Below are 22,475 nucleotides of genomic sequence, written 5' to 3'. Positions count from 1 at the left end.
CTGGCTGATGCTCTGATTGTTTGACCGGCTTCCCCCGGCAATTATCGGAGAGTGTACTCTGCAGATATCAAGCGGGGAAGGATTAAAAATGCAGTGGGATTATCGGACTGGACATGCTATCTGTCATGAGCAAATTCCCATTAAATAGTGGTTAGTTTAGGCCATTGAGGAATACCATAATGGATAGGTCAGATGGCAATTTAAACAGTAATCGCTATCTTTCAAGATTAAAAAAGAACATTTGGATCATCTGAAGCCTCTATTTCCTTCACTCGTTTCAAATCCAACTTCTTTTGCACTTCAATTAATGCCTTTTCTATCTTGACCGTCATAGCGAGCCTCTCAGGAAGCTCTTCATTATCTTTTTCTTTTGCCTGCACTAAAACACCAAGTCCTGTAATACATTTTTTTGCCTGCCCCAAAAACAGGGAGCCGCCAAACTTTGCACCAACGCCTCTGTAGGTTTTAGGTTTATTAATATCAATCAATGCTTCCAGATATCGCCCTTTTTTATAGTTATAGTGAATTTCAAAATCGGAACCTACAATACCAGGCTTTGGAGGAAAGAGATTCGCCGCAGCAGGTACTTCCACCAGATCCGGCACAACCTTTAAACGCTGATTTCTATATTCATCATCGCCCATTACAAAACTCTTAAACAAACGCCCGGCATTTAAACGCTGAGCCAAAAACAGCTTTTTCATTGATGCTGATGCCGTAACCAACAAAATACAACCTTCTGTGGTAGGCAACTTAAAACCAACTGAAAAATAGAAACGTGGAGAGCGATGTAACGGAGAAACCTTCTCGTCGGCCGTCATCAGCCTGTTCGGCAGCGATTGTTCATATTTTGAGATATGTGTTACATCCTCGTCACCAGTATTGAGTAATTGCACACCTTCCAGATCAAACAGTGAATAATCAGCAGCCTCTTTTGGCTCACCAAGCCCACTATCATAATCCCTGGCTCTAAGCCTGAAGCGCTTTGGATCATGAGTATCCCAGAATTTTCGTGGATAACAATGTGGAATATTGGGCTTTATTTTCAAACTGTCCCTATCTTTCAGACAACGATAAGACATTTCCAACTCATCCACTTCTTTCATTTCTTGTTTTACGTATTTTTCTGATTCTTCCCAATCGTCTGAGAAATCCAGTGCGTCCTCAAAGGGAGGCTCTGCACTCTCATCCATTGGGATACCACTGTCACCAACATCAATCTCGGCCGTCTCACGGCCTGAACAATCAAAAAACACCTCTTCTTCATCATCACTTTCTATAAAAACAGGTTTAACTTCAGCTCTGACTTCACGTCCACAGAGCTGCCGGCATATTCCATCCATAAACAGGCAGCAGTAATATATCCTTGCCAGCATATTAACAAAGCAATCAATGGCATAATCCAAACATTTAACGCAGCGCTGCCAGCAATTGACGCGTTGTCTTACAACAACGTCACCACCTTCATTACCCATATTATTAGATGCAACAGGCTGAGTTGACGTTTCAACTGCCGTTGAAGCCATAATTACCTCGACTAATTGATTAACCCCTATTATTTAGATATCGGACAACTGAAAAGTTCTAATGAAAGATGACAAATAGCCGGAATGAATGATTCATACTAGACAACATAAAAACCAACACGCTTAGATCATATTCTTTAGACCTTATCGGACCAACCAAGTTCCCCATACAAACAATATGGATATCCTCCTTATCCGAGGTAGTCCTACTTAACCCACAACGATTTTCTCAGGCAGTCTGGTGACCATGACCTATACCGACGCGGAGACTCCACTGAACCGCGCATTCAACGATTGAGAACGGATCTACCGGAATCCAGCCTGGACAAAGCTGTTCAAGGCCTCAATACCCCCAACAACCAGCGCTTGCTGGCGGCCATTTACCCAATTCATAGCGCCATCTTTGGAAACATGTACGATGGTAACCGCAAACAGGTTCACTGATGCCTTGCGTATTCTTCGACGGCAGGGTTCCATGCTTCAGTCCGGTCTGCCGCTTGCCGATCAACGACGGACGCAGACTGTCACCCGTATGGCCCATGGCTCTACTATGACCATTATCAGGAAAGGCCGGTTGGGGATTGGTGGGAGGATGACCTGATCAACCAGGCGGTCGAGTGGTTCACTGGCCGGGGACATGAAAGCCTGACGCAAGAACATTGGATATTTTCGGAAACTGTAATGTCCCACGGCAATTACCGTGTTGTCAGAAGAACCAGCAGCGACACAGGGGGGAAGACTATTAAGTTGACAGCTTTAATCCACCACTACTGGATTTAATCTTTGTTCTTGATAAGAACGGGTAACCCCCTTCATACCAAATAAGCCCCCTAGAGAAAAAGAACCCGCAATCAATGTAACAGCCCTACCCATCAGGCCAGCACTCCCAACACCTTCGTCCGATAAAGAATCGACAGTAGTATTAGTACTCATAATCGCGGCACCACTAATAATAGCCTCCCCAATAGCACCTCCAATAGCCCCCCCAATAGTAGCTGACCAGAAAAAATCAACCTCGGCAGCAGCCCCGACAGCTCCGATAGCAACCCCGCAACCCTCGGCAATAGCAAGAGTGTATATCGGGATACCAAACGTAATAGCACATAAATTAGCAGCCTCGCGAGCTCCTACAAGCCAGCAAAAAGGACTCAATGCTGCAAACGGGCCCAGATAGAAAAGATTAGAAATAATCGTTAGCTTTGAAATGCACCGGAAAAAAATCATACAAGATTTTTTCGGAATTCTTATTGCGCGATCCTTCAATCTGATTGCGCGATACTTCAATCTTATTGCGCGATCCCTCAGTGGGATAGTGTTTATTCTTGTAAGGTCAACATCATCTATTCCTTGCCTGCATGCAGGGCATTGAGCTGTCTCGCTGCGATCTATCCATATCCCCACGCATCTTTTACCAAACGTATGTCCGCATGCCAGAGTGATTGGTTCGCAGTTCGATGTGTCAAAGCATATGCAACATTCATAACTATTATTACTAACCATATCAAAACCTTTCCATTTTATGTTTAGGGCAATAGATACTTTATATTTGGTTTTAGTTCCCTTAGATCTGAAACTACAATTCGCACAAAGGCCTAATGCCACTCGTTTAAGACGTAATTGAGGGGGCGAGAATTCATACTCGGCAACCCCTTGGTCTTTCTGGAGCCATTTCGTTGGCAACGATGGTTCCAAACGCTTAAACGAGTGGCATTACGGAAAGCACGTGAACATTCCGGGACATTGGCTTTACTGTAACGGGCACCGGTTGTTATCCGTCAGGCTGGTCAAATAAATTCTGTGGCTCTAAAATGGGCGGTTTTCTCATTGGGGCAGCCCAACAGAGACGATGCCCGTCAGTGGCACCGACCCATTTTGTCCGAAACGGTAACACAAGCGGATGCGTAAGAAGCTATACATCAAAACCCATGGTTGCCAGATGAACGAGTATGATTCTGCCCGCATGGCGGACCTGCTCGGTGAAACCCATGAGCTTGAGCTGACCGACAGCCCGGATGATGCGGATGTTCTGCTGGTGAACACCTGTTCAGTCCGGGAAAAAGCCCAGGAAAAACTGTTCCACCAGCTCGGTCGGTGGAAACGCCTGAAAGAACAAAACCCTGACCTGGTCATTGGCGTAGGCGGCTGTGTCGCCAGTCAGGAGGGTGATGCCATCCGTCGCCGTGCGCCCTACGTCGATGTTATTTTCGGGCCACAGACCCTGCACCGTCTGCCAGAGATGATCGATGCCAGCAAGACCACCAGCAAAGCAGTGGTCGATGTCACGTTCCCTGAAATCGAGAAATTTGATCGCCTTCCTGAACCCAGTGTCAACGGACCCACGGCTTTTGTTTCCGTGATGGAAGGCTGCAGCAAATACTGCACGTTCTGTATCGTCCCTTATACCCGTGGCGATGAAGTCAGCCGGCCCTTTGATGATGTGATCGCCGAATGTGTCTCCCTGGCCGAACAGGGCGTTCGTGAAATCAACCTGCTGGGACAGAACGTCAACGCCTATCGCGGTGAGAAGCACGACGGCAGCGTGGCCGATCTCGCGGAACTGATCACCTATGTCGCGGCTATTGACGGCATCGGACGGATCCGTTTCACCACGTCTCACCCCGTGGAATTCTCAGAAAGCCTGATCCAGGTCTACGAAGATGTACCAGAATTGGTCAGCCACCTGCATCTGCCGGTACAAAGTGGTTCCGATCGCGTCCTTGCCCTGATGAAGCGCGGTCATATGGCGCTGGAATACAAGTCCAAGATTCGCAAGCTGCGCAAGATTCGCCCTGACCTGAGCATGTCGTCTGACTTTATTGTCGGCTTCCCCGGCGAAACAGACCGTGATTTTCAGGACACCATGAATCTTATCGCAGACGTCAATTTCGACGCCTCATTCAGCTTTATCTACAGTAAGCGCCCGGGAACACCCGCCTCCGACATGCCGGACGACGTGCCGGCAGAGGTGAAGAAGCAACGTCTGCAGATCCTGCAGGATCGTATCAACCAGCAGACTATGCAGATCAGTCGTCGCCTGGTGGACACCACCCAGCGCATCCTGGTGACAGACTTTTCCAAGAAAGATCCCGGACAGCTTCAGGGTCGGACTGAATGTAACCGTGTGGTTAACTTCCACTGTGCAGATCCCCGATTAATCGGCCGTTTTGCTGATGTACTGATTCTGGAAGCATTCCCGCACAGCCTGCGGGGAGAACTGGTTTCTTCTGAACTGGATAACGCCGTTGGCTTGTGAATGACAATCTAGCTATTCCCATCGGGTTTAAATGACCCGACATACACCGTACCTCCCTGTCCATCATAGGGGAGGTGCAGGTGTAAAAGCAGGGAAGCAGCGCAGTAACTCTTGCTGGTCCAACAAAATCCGGGCAATGTTTCTTTCCTTCAAAAGCCACACCCTGCTCACCACTAACACGGAAAACGCTGGCTCAATACCGCATTACGCTGATCAGCAGCCAATCCATCCATAATTATTAATCCCAAAGGATGGACTGCCCAGATCGGTTATTTCAACAATATGATTTGCCGGAATACCAAAAGATGACAAAGAAGTAGCAGACTCTTGATAACCTTCGTCCGATTCATAAGGATGCGCAATAATGACAAAGAGACTATCCAAGGGAGGATTTTGGAGATTAAACATGGCTGTTTCGATATCATGGAGCCTTAGCAAGCCAGCATTTACATGATGAACCCATGCTCCCGGCATCATTTCAGAGCATGCCGAAAAATAGATAACCGATGCACAGCTAACCAAGCTAACAGCTCTTGTTGATTGACTGAAAACATTGATCTCTTGTAATGCCGCTTCATGAACCCCCAGCATCTTCCCACGTTCTGAAAGTATATATAACGGACCTTCAGCTTCACCGACATACATAATTTCCGTTATAAAACCCGAAATATGGATTGGCTGAGCTTGATCATAACCACCATTGTGATGATATACAGGCATTTATCCACATCACATTCATTGCACAAGCTTTGTTTCCAGACACTTGGGAATTTGGTTTACAACATGACAATTGTCAAAATAAATCGTACTGACAACGACATATTGAAACGCTGATACCAACGTATCGAAAACCCTTCCTAAACTGATACTATGTCGTGTAATCCAATTCTCGCAGAAACGCTGTCTCTACAACTTTCCGATAAATTATCAACGCGTTTATAAATAAGGCCATTGATAAACCAACAGCCTTATTCCTCAATAAAACACTGATAATTTATACCGGCTACCAATAAATCCCCCGCAACAGTGCAGCAAAGGCCACCTGCTCTGAGGAAATAGCCGTATTCTTCCCTTTATCAGCCTCCTGATCTCCACGAGCTGCCGCGGAATCCGGAAACATCTTGAACCCGGTGTTCATGATGATTTCGCTGGCCCTGGGCGCCAGTGCATTCACGACCTGGGCAAAGATACCCAAGCGTGTAGCAATTCGCTTGGGCTTGTTAATCATGGCATCGAGCACCATATCAGCTGCTTCGTCTGGCGTCAGGGTCGGTACCGAGTCATAGATCTTGGTCGGCCCGATCATCGGAGTTTTCACCAGCGGCATATTGATGGTGGTGAACTTGACGTTACGGTCAGAGAACTCCGCCGCCGCACAACGGGAAAAGGCGTCCAGCGCCGCTTTTGAGGCGACATAGGCAGAGAATCTTGGCGCATTGGTCAGCACGCCGATGGACGAAATATTGATAATGTGTCCGCGACGTTTTTCCAGCATGGCCGGAGAAAAGCCCATGATCAGCTTCAATGCACCAAAATAGTTCAGCTGCATGGTTCGCTCGAAATCATGGAACCGATCAAACGACAGAGCAATGGAGCGTCGGATTGAACGTCCTGCGTTGTTGACCAGAATATCGACGTGACCGTGATCGGTCAGCACTGTGCCCACCAGCTTTTCACAGTCCTCCGGCACACTGATATCACAACGGTAAATATGGGCTTCACCGCCAAGCTGGGCGATTTCCTGCTGTGTTTCTTTCAGTTTCTCCGGTGTCCGAGCCACCAGAATCAACTTGGCGCCGCTTTCTGCCAGCTTCAGCGCTGTCGCCTTGCCGATACCCGACGTTGCCCCGGTAATTACGATGGTCTTGCCCTGAACGGCACCCTTGATGGTTCGATCCACGGACAATTCCGGATCCAGCTTGCGCTCCCAGAAATCCCAGATAGCCGGAGCATAGTCTTGTAATCTCGGACATTCGATGTCCGAGCCTTTCAAGGCGCGTTCGGTTTCCCGGCAGTCGAATTTGGTCGGGTAATTCACAAAGTTCATGACGGTCGGCGGAATACCCAGGTCTTCCAGCAAGGCATCACGAATACGCTGGACAGGTGGCAGGCGGGTGATACCGTCGCGGATCATCTTGGGGATAAAGCCAAACATGCGCGAATCAATCCGCATGGCCATTTTGGGTGCATGTCCCGCCTCGGCAAAGATGTTCATCACTTCACCGACTTTGGACGGATCCGGATCCACCAGATGGAAACACTGGCCATCCAGCCCCGGCTGGCTGGCAATGTGCGCCATGGCGTTGACCACAAAATCCACCGGGACAATGTTCATCCGACCACCTTCTATACCGATGGTCGGCATCCACTGGGGCAGTGACTGACGCAGTTTCTGCAGCAGCTTGAAGAAATAGTAAGGGCCATCAACCTTATCCATCTCACCGGTTTCTGAGTGGCCGATAACCATACCCGGCCGGTAAACACGCCAGGGTACCTTGCAGTCGTCACGCACGACTTTCTCTGCCAGGTGCTTGGTACGAAGGTAGGGATGGTCGAGATGTTCCGCTTCGTCGAACATATCTTCACGGAACGTACCGCGATACAAGCCCGCCGCGGCAATGGAGCTGACATGGTGAAAGCAACCGGCTGACAAGGCTTCAGCGCAGGACACCGCTGCGCGCGTTCCTTCAATATTGGCCTGTTCCTGGCTTTCGGCATCCGCTTTCATGTCGTAGATAGCGGCCAGGTGGAAAAAATGATCGATCGAACCGTTGAGACTGTTCCGGGTATTCTCATCAATACCCAGAGCCGGGGCTGTCAAATCCCCCACAACACCGACAAGCCGGGTTTCATCAACGCCACAGCGTTCGCGCAAAGCATCCAGCTTATCAATAGAGTTTTCACGCACCAGCGCATAGACCGTCGCCCCTTGCCCCAGTAACCGTTCAACCAGAAAACGGCCGATGAAACCGGTACCACCGGTAACAAAATAACGCATCAATGGTCCTTCCTTATCTTGTTATTGTGAAAAAATTTCCCACTGCAACACCGCGGAAAACCTTTCATTGTTCTCAGGGTAACGTGCCATTGCGCAGTATCGACGCAAACACCCTGAGGCTCTGCGGTTGGTTTATCACGATCCGTGCCAATCGCAGCCTGTCCCTTCGGGCGACCATTTTATAACGAATGCCGATTTAAAATTTAAGAATTCTCCGTTTTTGTTATAGTAGCGACCGACGGTTATCCGGCGTGTCAGACCGGGTCTGAAAGCGAGTCGCTTCAATAACGCCGTTTTATCAGGAGCCAATGAGTCGCTACCGCCCTCATGCTTTCCATGATGGGCTAACCGGTATATGCTCAATACATACGCTGTAACATGGTTGATCACGACACTTTGAACGCACAACCCACCGGGGCATCTGCCCGCCAATTCGACCTTGAGCCTCTCGACGCTCACCGTTTCGCCCTGCTATGCGGCCAATTCAATGAACACCTGAAGCAAATTGAGCAGCGACTTGGTATCCGTATCAATAATCGCGGCAACCATTTTGAACTGGCTGGCGATGAACAGATGGTAGATGCCGGGGAAGATATCCTTCGCCAACTCTATGCCGAAACCGACGGCGCCAATGACCTTTCGCCGGAAACCGTGCATTTGTTCCTTCAGAATGCCTCGGTTGAAGCCGTGATTGACGGTACACAGGTTGTTCAGGATCTCGAGTCGGTCAGTCTCAGAACCCGCAAGGGCCTGATCAAACCCCGGGGACCTAACCAGCAACAGTATGTCCGCACCATTCTGGAAAATGACATCAACTTTGGTATTGGCCCGGCTGGCACCGGCAAGACCTACCTTGCGGTAGCCTGTGCGGTACAGGCGCTGGAAATGGAACAGATTCGCCGTATCCTGCTGGTACGTCCGGCGGTTGAAGCGGGCGAAAAGCTGGGCTTCCTGCCCGGTGATCTGGCCCAGAAAATCGATCCTTATCTCCGTCCTCTGTATGACGCGCTCTATGAAATGATTGGTTTCGACCGTGTTGCTAGACTGATCGAAAAGAACGTCATCGAAGTCGCGCCGCTGGCTTATATGCGTGGCCGTACCCTGAACAATGCCTTCATCATTCTGGATGAATCCCAGAACACCACGGTCGAGCAGATGAAGATGTTCCTGACCCGGATCGGGTTTGGTTCCACCGCCATCATTACCGGTGATATCACCCAGGTCGACCTGCCCCGCGGCACCCGTTCCGGACTGGCACACGCCATTGAAGTTTTGGAAGGTGTACCGGGTATCGGCTTTACCATGTTCAATTCCCGCGACGTTGTCCGGCACCCGCTGGTTCAGAAGATCGTCGAGGCTTACGACCAGCACGACCGTATTCAGCAGTCCCGCAAAACCAAGGGGACTGCCTGATGGCCATCCATATTGACCTTCAGGTCAACAGCGACAGCGACAACCTGCCTTCTGAAGCCACGCTGACCCAATGGGCAGAGGCCGCTGTCGGCACTGCCCGTGACGAAACCGAGATCAGTATCCTGATCGTGGATACTGAGGAAGGCGCTGAGTTGAACCAGACCTGGCGCAACAAGCAAGGGCCAACCAACGTACTCTCCTTCCCATCAGACCTGCCCGAAGAACTCGGGCTGCCGCTGATCGGCGACCTGGTGATCTGCGCACCGGTCGTCGAGCGGGAAGCCCGGGAACAGCAAAAAACCCCGGAAGCCCATTGGGCTCACATGGTTGTTCACGGGACCTTGCATCTGCTGGGGTATGACCATATAGAAGACGCAGACGCCCTCGAAATGGAGGCGCTGGAAACACAGGTTCTGACAGGACTGGGCTATCCCGCCCCTTACGCCATGGATGAGCTTTCTCCGGAAACCACGTAAAGAAGACAATGAGCGACGACCACCCTAACCCGTCTCAACAGCCCGTCAGCCAGCCATCACAGAGCGCTGGCGCGCATCAGCACCAGAAAAACTGGCTGGACCGGCTGAAGCAGGTTTTCTCCAACGACCCCAAGAACCGTGAAGAACTGCTCAACCAGCTACGGGATGCCGAGCACAGCGAACTGCTCGACAGCGAGGCCCTGCAGATCATTGAGGGCGCTATCCAGGTCGCTGACATGCAGGTACGCGAGGTCATGATTCCCCGCTCCCAGATGGTCTGCATCCGGGCGGAAGAAACCCCGGAGCAGTTCCTGCCAGCGCTGATTGAGTCTGGGCACTCCCGCTTTCCGGTGATTGGTGATACCAAGGATGAAGTCCTCGGGGTTCTGCTGGCCAAGGATCTGCTGCCGTTGATTCTGGACAAGGGTAGCCGTCGCTTTGCTATCAAGGACCTGCTGCGTCCTGCCACAGTGATTCCTGAAAGTAAGCGACTGAACGTGCTGCTGCATGATTTCCGTACCAACCGGAATCATATGGCAATCGTTATTGATGAATATGGCGGTGTAGCCGGCCTCGTCACCATCGAAGATGTCATGGAACAAATCGTCGGTGATATTGAGGATGAGTACGACGTCGAGGAAGACAGCTTCATCAAACCGCTGAATGACGGCGAATACGTGGTCAAGGCACTGACGCCCATTGAAGACTTCAACGAGCACTTTGACAGTGAGTTCAGTGAAGAAGAATTCGATACCATCGGCGGTATTGTGATGCAGCAGTTCGGTCACTTACCCAAGCGCAATGAAACCATCACGATCGACAACTTCTCCTTCCAGGTACTGAACGCGGATAACCGTCGGATTCGTCTGCTGCGGGTAACTCCCGCCCAATGATCAGACTCCATCCCAAGGCCGGCCATCTATTGGCCGGCCTTGCCGGTGCCTGTGCGACACTGGCGTTCAGCCCTTTTGATCTCTGGCCAGTCTTCCTGCTGGTCAGTGCAGCTATTTTCTGGTTGATGCAGGGCCTCTCACCGAGGCAGGCTGCCTGGCGTGGTTGGTGGTTTGGTGTAGGTTTTTATGGGGCTGGCGTTTCGTGGGTTTATGTCAGTATCCATAACTTTGGTAGTGCTCCGGCGCCGTTGGCCTTTGCCTTTACCGCCCTGTTTGTTATGGCTCTGGCGTTGGTATTTACTGCACCACAGTTTGCCCTGTATCGCTGGCTCTGTCGGCGCATCAACAGCGAAAACAGCTGGCCGCCCGTCCTGTTATTCAGTTCAACATGGGTGTTGTTTGAATGGGTACGCAGCTGGTTCCTGACAGGGTTTCCCTGGCTTTATGGCGGCTACACGTTGATTGATACGCCATTGGCAAGCTGGGCGCCTGTTACTGGCGTCCTTGGGTTGTCACTGCTGCTAGTGCTGTTTGCCAGTGGATTAATACAATACCTTCGCTATCAACATGACCGGACACTGCTTACTATCTTGACCAGCACAGTTGTCCTTTTGCTGCTTAGTTTCCCACTTCAGACCGTTCAATGGACCCAACCGATTAAGGAAAAAGCGCTGTCATTTGCAGCCGTCCAGGGCAATATTTCACAGGACCTGAAATGGAAACCCGGTCATCTGGATGACACGATTGAAACGTATCTCCAGCTGACCCAACCGTTCTGGAGCAGGGATATTGTTATCTGGCCTGAGAATGCCATACCCACGCTCTATCAGAATGTCCCGGCACTGATGGATCAGCTGGATGCACAGGGTAAAAATGTGCATACCAACCTGGTACTTGGCATGCCCTGGTATGAAAACGACCGTTTCTATAACAGCATCATCAGCCTGGGTAGTAACGAGGGTCACTACTTCAAACAGAAGCTGGTGCCTTTCGGAGAATATGTCCCCTTTGAGTCTGTACTGCGTGGTCTGATTGCCTTCTTCGATCTACCCATGTCATCGTTCTCACTCGGCAGTGACAACCAGCCCCCGCTTCAGGTCGCCGGATACCCCGTTGCGGCCTATATCTGCTACGAAGTTGTCTATCCGGACTTTGCAGCAGCGTTGGCTCGTGATACCGGTTTCCTGATCACCATCAGCAATGACACCTGGTTTGGCACATCCATTGGTCCGTTCCAGCATTTTCAGATGGCTCGCATGCGGGCACTGGAAACCGGACGCTATATGATTCGTGGAACCAATGACGGCATCAGTGCGCTAATTGATGAGAAAGGGCATGTTGTCAATCAGATCGCCCAATATCAGGCAGGGGTTCTGGAGGGGGAACTACCGGTAATGACCGGGGACACCCCGTTCATGCGCTTCGGCTCATGGCCGGTACTGGCATTCTGTCTACTGTTGTTGGTAGCAAGTTTGAAACCCTGGCGGTCTCGCTAACGCATGACCGCCAACAGGGCGCCGGTAACTGTATTATTCAGCTTGCGCATTATCGGTGAGGAATAGAGCTGGATATAGGCTTTTAACTGGCTGTCGGACATGTACCGATAGATATACAGCATCTGCGCTGTGAGCATATCCCGGTACTGTCCGCGGTAGTTTTCCATCTGCCGACGTGCAGCATCTTCCATCTGCTTTTCAGTAATTTCTGTTTTGCCCAGCTTTTCCATCATGATGCGGGATGCCATCAAGGCGCCCTGAATCGCCATTTCCAGGGTCAGATCCACAGCATCCGTCACATCAATCAATTCATTCACCAGATCGACCCTTGTCCCACGTGGTGGTCTGGCTTCAAGCCTCTGGGCAATGTATTGCTGCATCTGGGCGATGCCGTCTGGCTGATAGGCGCGCCCTTCCAGCTCCCAGGCCCGTTGCCAGATGGGGTCATCCATGATCTGGAGAATCTGCTCCAGCTGCTGTTCAGACAAACCACGATCAAGATGGTCCAACACAATGCCACGGACACGCTGGTCTGAGAACTTCTCTTTCAGGCTCTGATCCAGCTGCCCCATCATCTTACGGGTAGCCTCATCGGCCTGTTGGGCTTCATTGCCAAATAAAGCCCGGGCATCGGCAAAATTATTCTGCATCCAGTCCAACTGCATCTTAAGACCGGAACGGTGGTATAGATCATTAATCAAGGCATTTTTGTCTGCCGCAACGCTGGGCGTACTGACAAAGACAATCAGCAGAAGAAAGCTGGTCAGTGATACCTGTTTACATACGTTTCTCATGTGCAATCCCTGCAGGCTGGATCGGTTCTTCCGTAAAACATCCCGGCCACTTGTTGGCTTGAATCCTGTTTATTTATTGAGAATATGTAGCAGACCGCCAGTTTTCCAGTTTGACCAGCCGATCAGCTACGTCCCCGCAGGGTGTCTGGCGTCAAATCGTCATAACAAGAGGTTTACAATAAGGCCTCCCTGATGACGAATAAGCGTAAATCCGGGCACAACGACCATGGCACTGCCTATTTTTGATCTTGACCACACCCTGATTAATGGTGACAGCGCTTCCCTCTGGGCTAAGTTTTGTGTCGATTCCGGGTTAATTGATTATCCTGATTTTCTTATTCAAAGTGATCAGCTCTTTGCTGACTACGAAGCGGGTACGCTGGATATCCATGCCTATATGGCACATAACCTGAAACCGATCATTGGGAACTGTCTGTTTTATACGCCGTAGCGAATCCGATACCACAACAGTCCTGCCATTTCATGCAGGGCCAACTGGCTTTTTCTTAATTCCGGCAATGTGGGCAGCCAATCTTGCCACTCATAATGGGAAAGCGTACGTAAATACGCTGTCGGCGCCGTGATGACCTCAAACCCCTGATCCCGGAACACGCTGGCTGCCCGTGGCATATGCAGCGCATGGGTAACAAGGACAATACGGGAGATATTCGATTGCGACAGAATCGCATGCGACAAGCGACCATTGTCCATGGTCGTCGTACTCTGGTCTTCCTGCCAGTGTGTCATAACGCCGAAGTCTTCCAGCAATACGCGATCCATCACTGACGCTTCATTGATACCGTTGGCAGAACCACCACTGACAAGCACCGGCAACCCTGTCTGACTGGCAACCCTGGCGGTATAACGCAGTCGCTGTAACAGCAATGCAGACGGCTGGGGCAACATATTATAGTCAGGCGTATAACCGTTGATTCCCGACCCCACAACAACAATGGCCTGAGGCGACACCTGCTCGATCCCCTGCGCATTCAGTGTCGGCTGCTGCATTTCCAGCCAAACCACCAGTTTATCTGCCACCGGACGAACAGATAACAGATACAGACTACTCACGGCGATAAGCACGAGTACCCATGACGCCCCCCTGTAACGACCCCAGAGGATAAGCGCCAGTATGAGCAGAACAATCTGGAGTCCGGGTGGCAGCAACAAGGTCTTCATCATTCTCACTTTCCACAAGCCATCACATTGGTACGAACAAAAGCCGACAGAGACACAGGCTGCCCCTACCCGCCGGCAAGGGTCTGGGGTATCCTTGCCGGTTTGAAATCACTATCTTCAACAGGCTCCGGCCCTGTCCGGCTTTCCTGTCACCACTTTCTCCGGCCTGATCCGGGGAACAGGCAAACAGAGCAATGATGGAAGAGCATTATCACCCGCACAAGATCGAGGAAGCTGCCCAGTCTTACTGGGATGAAAACCAAAGCTTCACCGTGACCGAAGACCCGAGCAAGGAAAAGTATTACTGCCTTTCCATGTTCCCCTACCCGAGCGGCCGTCTGCACATGGGGCATGTCCGCAACTATACCATTGGTGACGTTGTCTCCCGCTACCAGCGCATGCAGGGCAAGAACGTCCTGCAACCCATGGGCTGGGATGCGTTCGGTCTGCCCGCGGAAAACGCCGCCATCAAGAACAAGACCGCACCGGCTCCCTGGACCTACTCCAATATCGAGTACATGAAGGGCCAGCTCAAGCGCCTGGGCTTCGGTTATGACTGGAGCCGGGAACTGGCTACCTGCCGTCCGGAATACTACAAGTGGGAACAGTGGTTCTTTACCAAGCTTTATGAAAAAGGCCTGGTCTACAAGAAAATGGGGACCGTCAACTGGTGTCCCAATGACCAGACCGTACTGGCCAACGAGCAGGTGGAAGACGGCCGCTGCTGGCGCTGTGACACCATCGTTGAGCGCAAGGAGCTGCCCCAGTGGTTCGTCAAGATTACCGCCTATGCCGATGAACTGCTGAGCGACCTGGATAAGCTGGAAGACTGGCCGGAACAGGTCAAGGCCATGCAGCGTAACTGGATCGGCCGCAGTGAAGGTGTGGAAATGACGTTCAGTCTGTCCAACCCGGTTGCCGGCGCCGCTGACAGCTTCACCATTTACACCACGCGTCCTGACACCCTGATGGGTGTTACCTATGTCGGCCTGGCAGCTGAACATCCTATCGCCAAGGCTGCCGCAGAAAACAATCCGGCACTGGCTGAGTTTATTGCGGAATGCAAACGGAACGCCGTATCTGAGGCCGACATGGCCACTATGGAGAAGAAAGGTGTGGATACCGGCCTGCGCGCCATCCACCCGATCTCCGGTCGTGAAGTACCCGTCTGGGTCGCCAACTTTGTGCTGATGGATTACGGCTCAGGTGCTGTGATGGCGGTACCGGCACATGACCAGCGTGACTGGGAATTTGCCACCAAATATGGCCTGAACATTGAACAGGTCATTCAGCCCGTTGATGCATCCATCGAATTCGATATCAGCGAAGCCGCTTACACCGAGAAAGGCATTTTGGTGAATTCCGGCCAGTTTGACGGCCTGACCTCTGAAGCCGCTTTCGACGCCATTGCCCAGCACCTGATTGATGCTGGTCTGGGAGAAAAGCAGGTCAACTATCGCCTGCGCGACTGGGGTGTGAGCCGCCAGCGCTACTGGGGCGCACCGATCCCCATGCGCTATCTGGAAGACGGCACCGAAGTTCCGGTTCCTCTGGAAGAACTGCCGGTTCGTCTGCCGGAAGATGTGGAAATGGACGGCGTCCAATCTCCCATCAAGGCTGACCCGGAATGGGCTAAAACCAGCCACAACGGCCAGCCCGCCACCCGGGAAACCGATACCTTCGATACCTTCATGGAATCCAGCTGGTACTACGCCCGTTACTGCTGCCCGAACAACGATGAAGCTATGCTGGATCCGACAGCCGCCAACTACTGGCTGCCTGTGGACCAGTACATCGGTGGTATCGAGCATGCCGTCATGCACCTGCTCTACTCCCGCTTCTACCACAAGCTGCTGCGCGACGCCGGTCTGGTAGACAGTGATGAGCCGTTCAAACGCCTGCTCTGCCAGGGCATGGTACTGGCCGACACCTTCTATACGCTGGATGAAAAAGGCACCAAGCACTGGGTTTCACCCGCGGATGTCATCAGCGAGCGGGACGACAAAGGTCGCCTGATCAGCGCGAAGCACAAGGAAACCGGGGAAAACGTTGAACATGCCGGCATGGGCAAGATGTCCAAGTCCAAGAACAACGGTATCGATCCACAGCAGTTGATTGACCAGTACGGTGCGGACACCGTACGTCTGTACACCATGTTCGCCTCTCCGCCCGAGCAGTCTCTGGAATGGTCAGAGTCCGGTGTTGAAGGTGCCCACCGCTTCCTGCGTCGTCTGTGGAAAATGGTCGCCGACCACCTGTCCGGCGGTGATGCTCCGGCTCTGGACAAGAGTGCCCTGACCGCTGAGCAGAAAGACCTGCGCCGCAAGACTCATGAAACCATCAAGAAAGTCAGTGATGACTGCGACCGTCGTCTGACCTTCAATACCGCCATTGCCGCGGTGATGGAACTGACCAACACCATCAGCCGTTTCAGCGATACCTCTGACCAGGGTCGCGCTGTGGTTCGGGAAGCGCTGGAAGCGGCCACCCTGCTGTTGGCGCCGATCGTTCCCCACATCGCGCACAACATCTGGCGGGCACTGGGCCACGCTGAGCCCGTGGTAGCCGCCACCTGGCCTGTACTGGATGAAAGCGCTCTGGCTCGCGACAGCATCACGCTGGTGGTTCAGGTCAACGGTAAGGTACGCGCCAAGCTGGAAACCGCCGCCGATGCGGACAAGGCCTCCTTGGAGAAACTGGCATTGGAACAACCCAATGTACAGAAATTTACTGAGGGCAAAACGGTACGTAAAGTGATTGTCGTGCCAGGTAAGCTGGTGAATATCGTCGTCAGCTAATGGATAAAACGCCCCTTGAACAGACTGTTTTCGGGGCGTTTTATTACCTTGCACATGCCTATCCTGTTTTTTACAACAAACCATATATAATGGTGCCACCTGCAATCCTGCACCAGAATCCTCACAGGAGCTTTTGACCGCCAATGAGCACAGAGCGCCCCCTTATTTTCTACCCTTTAATGGCTTTAGTCGTGCTGCTGGCCGGTTGTGGCTTTCAGCTGCGCGGCCAGATGGATATCGCCCCGGAAATCAAGACACTGGCGCTGACCAGCACTGACCGGGTCTTCAACCAGGACCTGGTCATGGTGCTGGAAACCAACGGCATCACTGTCAGCGACGCGGCCGATTACCGCCTGCGTATTCTCTCCCTGGAACGTGAGAACAAGGCGATCACCCTGTCTGGCGGCGGCGTCATTTCCGATTACGAACTGACCGGCACCCTGACCTGGGGCCTCGAAACCGCTGGCGGCCTGGCCCTGTTCCCGGCGAAAGAAATCCGTATGAGCCGTACCTACCAGTACAGCCATAACAACGCCACCGCGTCCCGCAGTGAAGAGGACCTGATCTGGAGCGAACTGACCCAGGATCTCGCCATCAACCTGATGCGCCAGGTCTCCGCGATCTCCAGCCAGCAGCTGGCAACACTGACCGCGGATGCCCGTGCAGCCGCCGAAGCGGTGCAGCAATAAGCCTATGAAACTCGGCAAACCCGAGCAGCTGGAGAACCAGCTCAAGTCCGGCCTGGCGTCCTTCTATATCATCAGCGGTGATGAGCCGTTGCAGATTGAAGAGAGCTGTGACCTGGTTCGCGCCAAAGCACGCGAGTCCGGCTTCACAGAGCGAACGGTCTACCATGTGGATAACGGATTTGACTGGGGCGAGGTCGTGGAAGCGGCCAACAGCCTCTCGTTGTTTGCCGAAAAACGCGTGATTGAACTCCGTGTTCGGGAAGGCCGTTTTGGCGATGGTAAAAAAATTCTGCAGGAATGCGCCGAACGGCCGCCTGAGGATACGGTCTTCCTGATCATCACCTCGCGTATCGACAGCAAGGCCAGCAAAGCCAAGTGGTTCACAGCCATTGAACAGGCCGGGGTCTGGATTCCGGTCTGGCCGGTAGAGCACCAGCAATTGCCCGGCTGGATTACCCGTCGCTGCCAACGCGCCGGCCTGAAAGCCGAACCGGAAGCAGTGACACTGCTGGCAGAGCGCGTAGAAGGTAACCTGCTGGCGGCAGCCCAGGAAATCGAAAAACTCCGGCTTCTGGCAACGGATGGCAAAGTCACCGTCGATACCATTCGCGAAGTCGTGTCTGACAGCGCACGCTACGATGTCTTTGGCCTGGTAGATGCCGCCATGTCCGGCGATACCCGGCACGCGGTCCGCATCTTTAACGGTCTGTTATCGGAAGGTACCGAACCGCCCATCCTGCTCTGGGCCATTGCCCGGGAACTGCGACTGCTCAGCCATCTTTCCCGTAAGGTGAGCCAAGGTGTCGGACTTGAAGTGGCCATGGATCAGATTGCCCGTTCGCATAAAGCTGTCCCATTTATGCTGAAAAAGCGCAAGGCGCTTTACCAGGGTTGCATCCGCAAGCACAGCGAACGGAAACTGCGCGCCATGCTGGAACAGGCATCAACCATTGATGAAGCCCTGAAAACCGGCAGCAAGACCTGTAATCCAAAAGATGAACTGCTTGATCTGGTTTTATCACTTTCAGGATTGGATATTCTGACAGCCTGACGTAAAGTGCGGCGAAGAACCCAACCAACCCTGATATCCACACACTGAAGAGCTTACCCCATGCCGCTGTCATCCTGGCTGTCTGTTGTCGCCATCTGTATGCTGGGCGCCATGTCCCCCGGCCCCAGTCTCGCGGTTGTTATTCGCAATACGATGTCCTCTTCCCGCCGTATGGGTATGGTCTCCGGTATTGCCCATTGTTTGGGAGTTGGCGTTTATGCCCTGCTGGCGACAGCCGGACTGGGTGTGCTGATTACCGGCAATCCGGTCCTGTTCAAAGTACTGACCTGGGGTGGTGCGGCTTATCTGGCCTGGCTGGGCATCAAGGCACTCAGGGCATCCGGCACTCCGGCACTGGCTACTGGCAATGTCGTCGACGAGAACGTTTCCATCTTCAAGGCAGCCCGGGATGGTTTCCTCATTTCCTTCCTCAACCCCAAGATTGCGGTTTTCTTTCTTGCGCTGTTCAGCCAGTTTGTCACCCCGGAGATGGGCTGGCAGGCCAAGATGATCATGGCATTTACCGCGGTAGCCATTGATGGTCTCTGGTATTGCTTCATCGCTGCAGTGGTTGGACACGGCGCCATTTTGCCGTTTCTGCGCCGCTACACGCTGTGGATAACACGGGCAACCGGTGTTCTCCTGTTAGCCGTCGCATTGCGGGTGGCATTTTTATAAATCTGGACCAGACTTGCTGTCACATTCCAGGCGTCATGACGAATGGTAATGAGGCAGCCTTTGCGACTCAGGGATATTCTCAAAAAATACAGCCGCACGTTTATGGTCGGTGCGGCTGGTTATTATCAGGCGTTTTATCCTGAACCACTGACAGACGGTGAAGCAGAAACGCCAACCAATGGAAATCAAATGCCGTCACAGGACGATAAGAAAAAGCTATCCGATTTCCCGTCAGGATTTGACTGAGAACGATCAGGATTCCCGGGCCAGGAGTTCAGTCACAATCGTCATATCATTGATATGATCATTGTCTGAAGCATCAAACCGCAGCTTGACGCCCTTTCTCAGCCAGGTGGGCACATAGTAATAATCTTCCGATGACGCTGGCCGGTTTCGGCGAGAGGTTTTCCGTTGCTCGACTGACTCACCAAAAATATCGTGATGGACGCGCTCAATCACAGCCATCTGTTCAGCTTCAGTGACAACGCCCAGGTACCGGCCTGCGGCAAGAAAGCCCTGGATATATTGCTCCTGCCGCTCAGACACCTTGTTAATGGTTCTGATAATGGTGTAATACTCGCGCAGCAACTCTTCCAGTTTCTGCCAGTAGTGATTCTGATTCATAACAACAAAGCTCCTGCAGCGGTGAAACAGCACTACTGAAACCTTTCGGAAACAGGTTCAGGCACTATGGTCTATGGGAGTATCATAATAGTATCCGGTCGCTGACGGAAACTGGATACGGAATTCTTGTCAGGACGTGCTCACTATAGCCCTCTGAACTCATCCCAATGTCTCAACCAGGCGTTTTGAACTCATGATCGATTTACGCAGCGATACCGTAACCCGCCCAACACAACCGATGCTGGCCGCAATGATGAATGCTGAAGTGGGCGATGATGTGTTCAATGAAGACCCCACCATCCATGCACTGGAAAACTACGCTGCCAACCTCTTTGGCATGGAGGCTGCTCTATTTTGCCCTTCTGGCACCATGACCAACCAGATTGCCATTCGCCTGCACACCCGGCCAGGCGGTGAAGTTATCTGTGACCGCTACGCGCATATCTACAACTATGAAGGCGGCGGCATCGCGGTTAACTCACTCTGTTCTGTCAGCCTGCAGCAGGGAGAGCGCGGTCTGTTCACGGCGGCCGATGTTACTGCCAGCGTTCGACGGGATGATGTCCACCACCCCGTCACCAGTCTGGTCGCGGTGGAAAACACCATGAATCGCGGTGGCGGCGCCTGTTATGACTTCGCCGAACTCACTGCCATCCGGAAAGTCTGTAACCAGCATAAGATTCCGCTCCATCTGGATGGTGCCCGTCTGTTTAATGCACTTGTCGCAAAAAACGAGAATCCCAAAGACTACGGCCAACTATTCGACACTATATCCATTTGTCTTTCCAAAGGCCTGGGGGCACCTGTCGGTTCACTACTGCTGGGTAAACAGGAACACATCAAAGCGGCGCGCAGAATTCGCAAGGTGATGGGCGGCGGGATGCGTCAGGGTGGATTTCTGGCGGCAGCGGGCCTGTATGGGCTTAAACATAACATTGAGCGTCTGGCCGATGACCACCGTCGCGCCCGCCAGATGGCGGATGCACTGTCCGAAATGCCTTGTATTGAAGCGATTATTCCGCCCGAAACCAATATCGTTATTGCCACGCTGAAAAAGCCATTTATGCCGGATCAGGCGCTTAACGTCTTCAAAGCATTCGATATTCTGGCTGTGCCTTTCGGTGCCCGGGAAATTCGTTTTGTTACGCATCTGGATTTTGATGACGATCAGCTGGAAGCATTTATTGAGAAACTTCCGGCTATCAGTTGCGCTATTGAGCAGGCATGAAAGACCGACGGCCATAACACATTATGGCCGTCTTGTTTTCCAATGAATCTCTGTCGCTCAGACACCAATATCCTCGTTCCACAACGCCGGAAACAGCCGGATAAAATCCTCCATCAATTCAATACACTCCGGATGGTTTACAACCGTCACGTCCACCCCGCGACTCTTCAGTAACGCTTCCTCGCCCATGAAGGTCTTGTTTTCGCCCACAACAACGCGGGGAATTTCATACAGCAATATGGCACCGCTGCACATGGAACAGGGTGACAATGTCGTATACATCGTGCATTCACGATAGACCGCCGCAGGCAAACGCCCCGCATCCTCAAGCGCAGCCATTTCTCCGTGCAGACAGGGACTGCCTTTTTGAATCCGCTGATTATGGCCCCGGCCAATGATCTTATTGTCGTGAACCAACACCGCACCGATGGGAATGCCACCTTCCACACGACCGGCTTTGGCCTCGGCAATGGCGGCTTGCATGAACGGGTCTGTCATTGCTGTCTTCCTTTGCATACCGTGACGTTATCCCTGTTAACCATAGCGCTACCCGCCGCGGGTTCAAAGCGGACTTCACCGTGCCGATCCTGAAGAGTGGTCTACACTGTGCTGCAGGCAATCTGTCGTCAGCTTTCGTGTTGTTGATGCAAGGCACACATCCACCGCTGACCTGTTGTCCCAAAACTTCCCAGCCAGCCACAAAGCGTGGCCGTTGTTTAATGCATTTGAGGTAAACGGCATGTTCAGGAAAGTCCTTATTCCTGTCGTTGCAGCAGGTTCCCTGCTCGCATCTGCATCTCAGGTTTACGCGCTTCAGGAAGGTGATATAGCCATCAAGGCCGGCGCAACCTTCATCAAGCCGGATGATATCAAACTGAAAACCAGTAGCGATGACAGCAAAATAAAAACCGATGATGAATGGACCGCTAACATCAGCGCATTGATGATGATGACCGATGAGATCGGCATTGAATTAGGCACATACTGGCCTGTCAAATTCTCCAGCAAAATGAAAAGCATGAAGGGCAAGGTTGAATATGAAATGATGCCCCTTACCGCCACAGTCCAGTATTACCTGATGGATCCCAATGAAATGGTAAGACCCTATGCTGGCGTGGGCGCGGCGTTTACCCGATTCTCCAGTGAAAAAATCAAGGGCGTGGAAAAAACCAATTTTTCCATTGATGACAACTGGGGCTGGACTGCCCAGGTTGGCGCCGTAATGATGATGGACGACATGATGTTTATTGATGCTTCCGCCCGCTATATCGACATGGAACTCGAAGGCCATGCCATGGGTGGAAAGTTCAAAAAAACCGATCTTGATCCCTGGCTGTTCTCCGTCAGTGTCGGCATGATATTCTGAAGGTTTGCCTAGA

At 52.2% G+C, this 22,475-nt stretch carries 22 protein-coding genes and 1 pseudogene; 13 read left to right on the top strand and 10 right to left on the bottom strand.

Translation table 11 applies throughout. The features are described 5' to 3' along the window. Positions 1–227 precede the first annotated feature (227 nt). The 4 genes and pseudogenes from AC27K1_RS13155 to AC27K1_RS13140 form a co-directional block, all read right to left on the bottom strand. Complete coding sequence (locus AC27K1_RS13155) at positions 228–1,526, bottom strand: EDR2 domain-containing protein (protein ID WP_487151139.1); 1,299 nt, start codon at positions 1,524–1,526, stop codon at positions 228–230. A gap of 306 nt (positions 1,527–1,832) precedes the next feature. After that, on the bottom strand, positions 1,833–2,003 hold the full coding sequence (locus AC27K1_RS13150; protein WP_487151138.1) for a hypothetical protein: 171 nt from the start codon (positions 2,001–2,003) through the stop codon (positions 1,833–1,835). A gap of 279 nt (positions 2,004–2,282) precedes the next feature. Continuing rightward, on the bottom strand, positions 2,283–2,810 hold the full coding sequence (locus AC27K1_RS13145) for a hypothetical protein (protein ID WP_487151214.1): 528 nt from the start codon (positions 2,808–2,810) through the stop codon (positions 2,283–2,285). Between the two features lie 78 nt (positions 2,811–2,888). Continuing rightward, positions 2,889–3,026 (bottom strand): annotated as a pseudogene (locus AC27K1_RS13140) (RING finger domain-containing protein); the annotation flags it as partial. Between the two features lie 397 nt (positions 3,027–3,423). Between AC27K1_RS13140 and miaB the strand changes: the two are divergent. Beyond that, the gene (gene miaB / locus AC27K1_RS13135; protein WP_487151137.1) at positions 3,424–4,779 is read left to right on the top strand and encodes a tRNA (N6-isopentenyl adenosine(37)-C2)-methylthiotransferase MiaB; all 1,356 of its coding nucleotides are present in this window, start codon (positions 3,424–3,426) and stop codon (positions 4,777–4,779) included. Between the two features lie 213 nt (positions 4,780–4,992). Here the strand turns inward: miaB and AC27K1_RS13130 are convergent, their stop codons facing one another. After that, positions 4,993–5,499, bottom strand: a complete 507-nt coding sequence (locus tag AC27K1_RS13130) for a hypothetical protein (protein WP_487151136.1) — start codon at positions 5,497–5,499, stop codon at positions 4,993–4,995. 283 nt (positions 5,500–5,782) lie between these two features. After that, on the bottom strand, positions 5,783–7,777 hold the full coding sequence (locus tag AC27K1_RS13125) for an SDR family oxidoreductase (RefSeq protein WP_487151135.1): 1,995 nt from the start codon (positions 7,775–7,777) through the stop codon (positions 5,783–5,785). A 378-nt stretch (positions 7,778–8,155) separates the two neighbouring features. Here AC27K1_RS13125 and AC27K1_RS13120 point away from each other — a divergent pair, with 378 nt between their 5' ends. Genes AC27K1_RS13120 through lnt form a run of 4 tightly spaced genes read left to right on the top strand, consistent with a single transcriptional unit; the run spans position 8,156 to position 12,055 of the window. Next, complete coding sequence (locus AC27K1_RS13120; protein ID WP_487151133.1) at positions 8,156–9,190, top strand: PhoH family protein; 1,035 nt, start codon at positions 8,156–8,158, stop codon at positions 9,188–9,190. Then, entirely contained in the window at positions 9,190–9,666 is a 477-nt protein-coding gene (gene ybeY / locus AC27K1_RS13115; protein WP_487151131.1) for an rRNA maturation RNase YbeY, read from the top strand. The genes AC27K1_RS13120 and ybeY overlap by 1 nt, the downstream gene beginning before the upstream one ends. Positions 9,667–9,674: 8 nt before the next feature. Continuing rightward, a complete protein-coding gene (locus AC27K1_RS13110) occupies positions 9,675–10,559 on the top strand; it encodes a CorC family transporter (RefSeq protein WP_395181212.1) in 885 nt (294 codons plus the stop codon). Continuing rightward, a complete protein-coding gene (gene lnt / locus AC27K1_RS13105; RefSeq protein ID WP_487151129.1) occupies positions 10,556–12,055 on the top strand; it encodes an apolipoprotein N-acyltransferase in 1,500 nt (499 codons plus the stop codon). The genes AC27K1_RS13110 and lnt overlap by 4 nt, the downstream gene beginning before the upstream one ends. Here the strand turns inward: lnt and AC27K1_RS13100 are convergent. Beyond that, a complete protein-coding gene (locus AC27K1_RS13100; protein WP_487151127.1) occupies positions 12,052–12,849 on the bottom strand; it encodes a hypothetical protein in 798 nt (265 codons plus the stop codon). The two genes, lnt and AC27K1_RS13100, sit on opposite strands and share 4 nt — an antisense overlap. Before the next feature lie 226 nt (positions 12,850–13,075). On the opposite strand from AC27K1_RS13100, the gene AC27K1_RS13095 reads away from it, so the two are divergent. Next, positions 13,076–13,300 carry a hypothetical protein gene (locus AC27K1_RS13095; protein WP_487151126.1) on the top strand — a complete coding sequence of 75 codons (225 nt, stop codon included), beginning with the start codon at positions 13,076–13,078 and terminating at the stop codon, positions 13,298–13,300. On the opposite strand, the gene AC27K1_RS13090 is transcribed toward AC27K1_RS13095, so the two are convergent. Further along, entirely contained in the window at positions 13,288–14,031 is a 744-nt protein-coding gene (locus AC27K1_RS13090) for a YdcF family protein (RefSeq protein ID WP_487151124.1), read from the bottom strand. The two genes, AC27K1_RS13095 and AC27K1_RS13090, sit on opposite strands and share 13 nt — an antisense overlap. A gap of 194 nt (positions 14,032–14,225) precedes the next feature. On the opposite strand from AC27K1_RS13090, the gene leuS reads away from it, so the two are divergent. From leuS to AC27K1_RS13065, 5 genes are all read left to right on the top strand, one after another. Beyond that, on the top strand, positions 14,226–16,826 hold the full coding sequence (leuS, locus tag AC27K1_RS13085) for a leucine--tRNA ligase (RefSeq protein WP_487151209.1): 2,601 nt from the start codon (positions 14,226–14,228) through the stop codon (positions 16,824–16,826). Between the two features lie 143 nt (positions 16,827–16,969). Further along, positions 16,970–17,515: an LPS-assembly lipoprotein LptE gene (locus AC27K1_RS13080; protein ID WP_487151123.1), complete on the top strand. Its 546-nt coding sequence runs from the start codon at positions 16,970–16,972 to the stop codon at positions 17,513–17,515. A 4-nt stretch (positions 17,516–17,519) separates the two neighbouring features. Further along, on the top strand, positions 17,520–18,566 hold the full coding sequence (gene holA, locus AC27K1_RS13075) for a DNA polymerase III subunit delta (RefSeq protein ID WP_487151122.1): 1,047 nt from the start codon (positions 17,520–17,522) through the stop codon (positions 18,564–18,566). Between the two features lie 60 nt (positions 18,567–18,626). Continuing rightward, complete coding sequence (locus tag AC27K1_RS13070) at positions 18,627–19,244, top strand: LysE family translocator (protein ID WP_487151120.1); 618 nt, start codon at positions 18,627–18,629, stop codon at positions 19,242–19,244. A 42-nt stretch (positions 19,245–19,286) separates the two neighbouring features. Continuing rightward, positions 19,287–19,490, top strand: coding sequence for a hypothetical protein (locus AC27K1_RS13065; protein ID WP_487151118.1), 204 nt, complete (start codon positions 19,287–19,289; stop codon positions 19,488–19,490). Positions 19,491–19,496: 6 nt separating this feature from the next. On the opposite strand, the gene AC27K1_RS13060 is transcribed toward AC27K1_RS13065, so the two are convergent. Next, positions 19,497–19,868, bottom strand: coding sequence for a hypothetical protein (locus tag AC27K1_RS13060; RefSeq protein ID WP_487151117.1), 372 nt, complete (start codon positions 19,866–19,868; stop codon positions 19,497–19,499). Between the two features lie 193 nt (positions 19,869–20,061). Here AC27K1_RS13060 and AC27K1_RS13055 point away from each other — a divergent pair, with 193 nt between their 5' ends. Further along, positions 20,062–21,096, top strand: a complete 1,035-nt coding sequence (locus AC27K1_RS13055; protein WP_487151115.1) for a threonine aldolase family protein — start codon at positions 20,062–20,064, stop codon at positions 21,094–21,096. A 57-nt stretch (positions 21,097–21,153) separates the two neighbouring features. On the opposite strand, the gene AC27K1_RS13050 is transcribed toward AC27K1_RS13055, so the two are convergent. Continuing rightward, positions 21,154–21,594, bottom strand: coding sequence for a nucleoside deaminase (locus AC27K1_RS13050; protein WP_487151113.1), 441 nt, complete (start codon positions 21,592–21,594; stop codon positions 21,154–21,156). A 241-nt stretch (positions 21,595–21,835) separates the two neighbouring features. Between AC27K1_RS13050 and AC27K1_RS13045 the strand changes: the two genes are divergently transcribed. Further along, complete coding sequence (locus tag AC27K1_RS13045; protein WP_487151111.1) at positions 21,836–22,462, top strand: OmpW/AlkL family protein; 627 nt, start codon at positions 21,836–21,838, stop codon at positions 22,460–22,462. Positions 22,463–22,475 lie beyond the last annotated feature (13 nt).

The sequence above is a fragment of the Kistimonas ophiarachnellae genome, assembly GCF_057552235.1.
The sequence above is the reverse complement of the archived record's forward strand: the minus strand, read 5'-3'. Positions and strand labels throughout refer to the sequence as shown.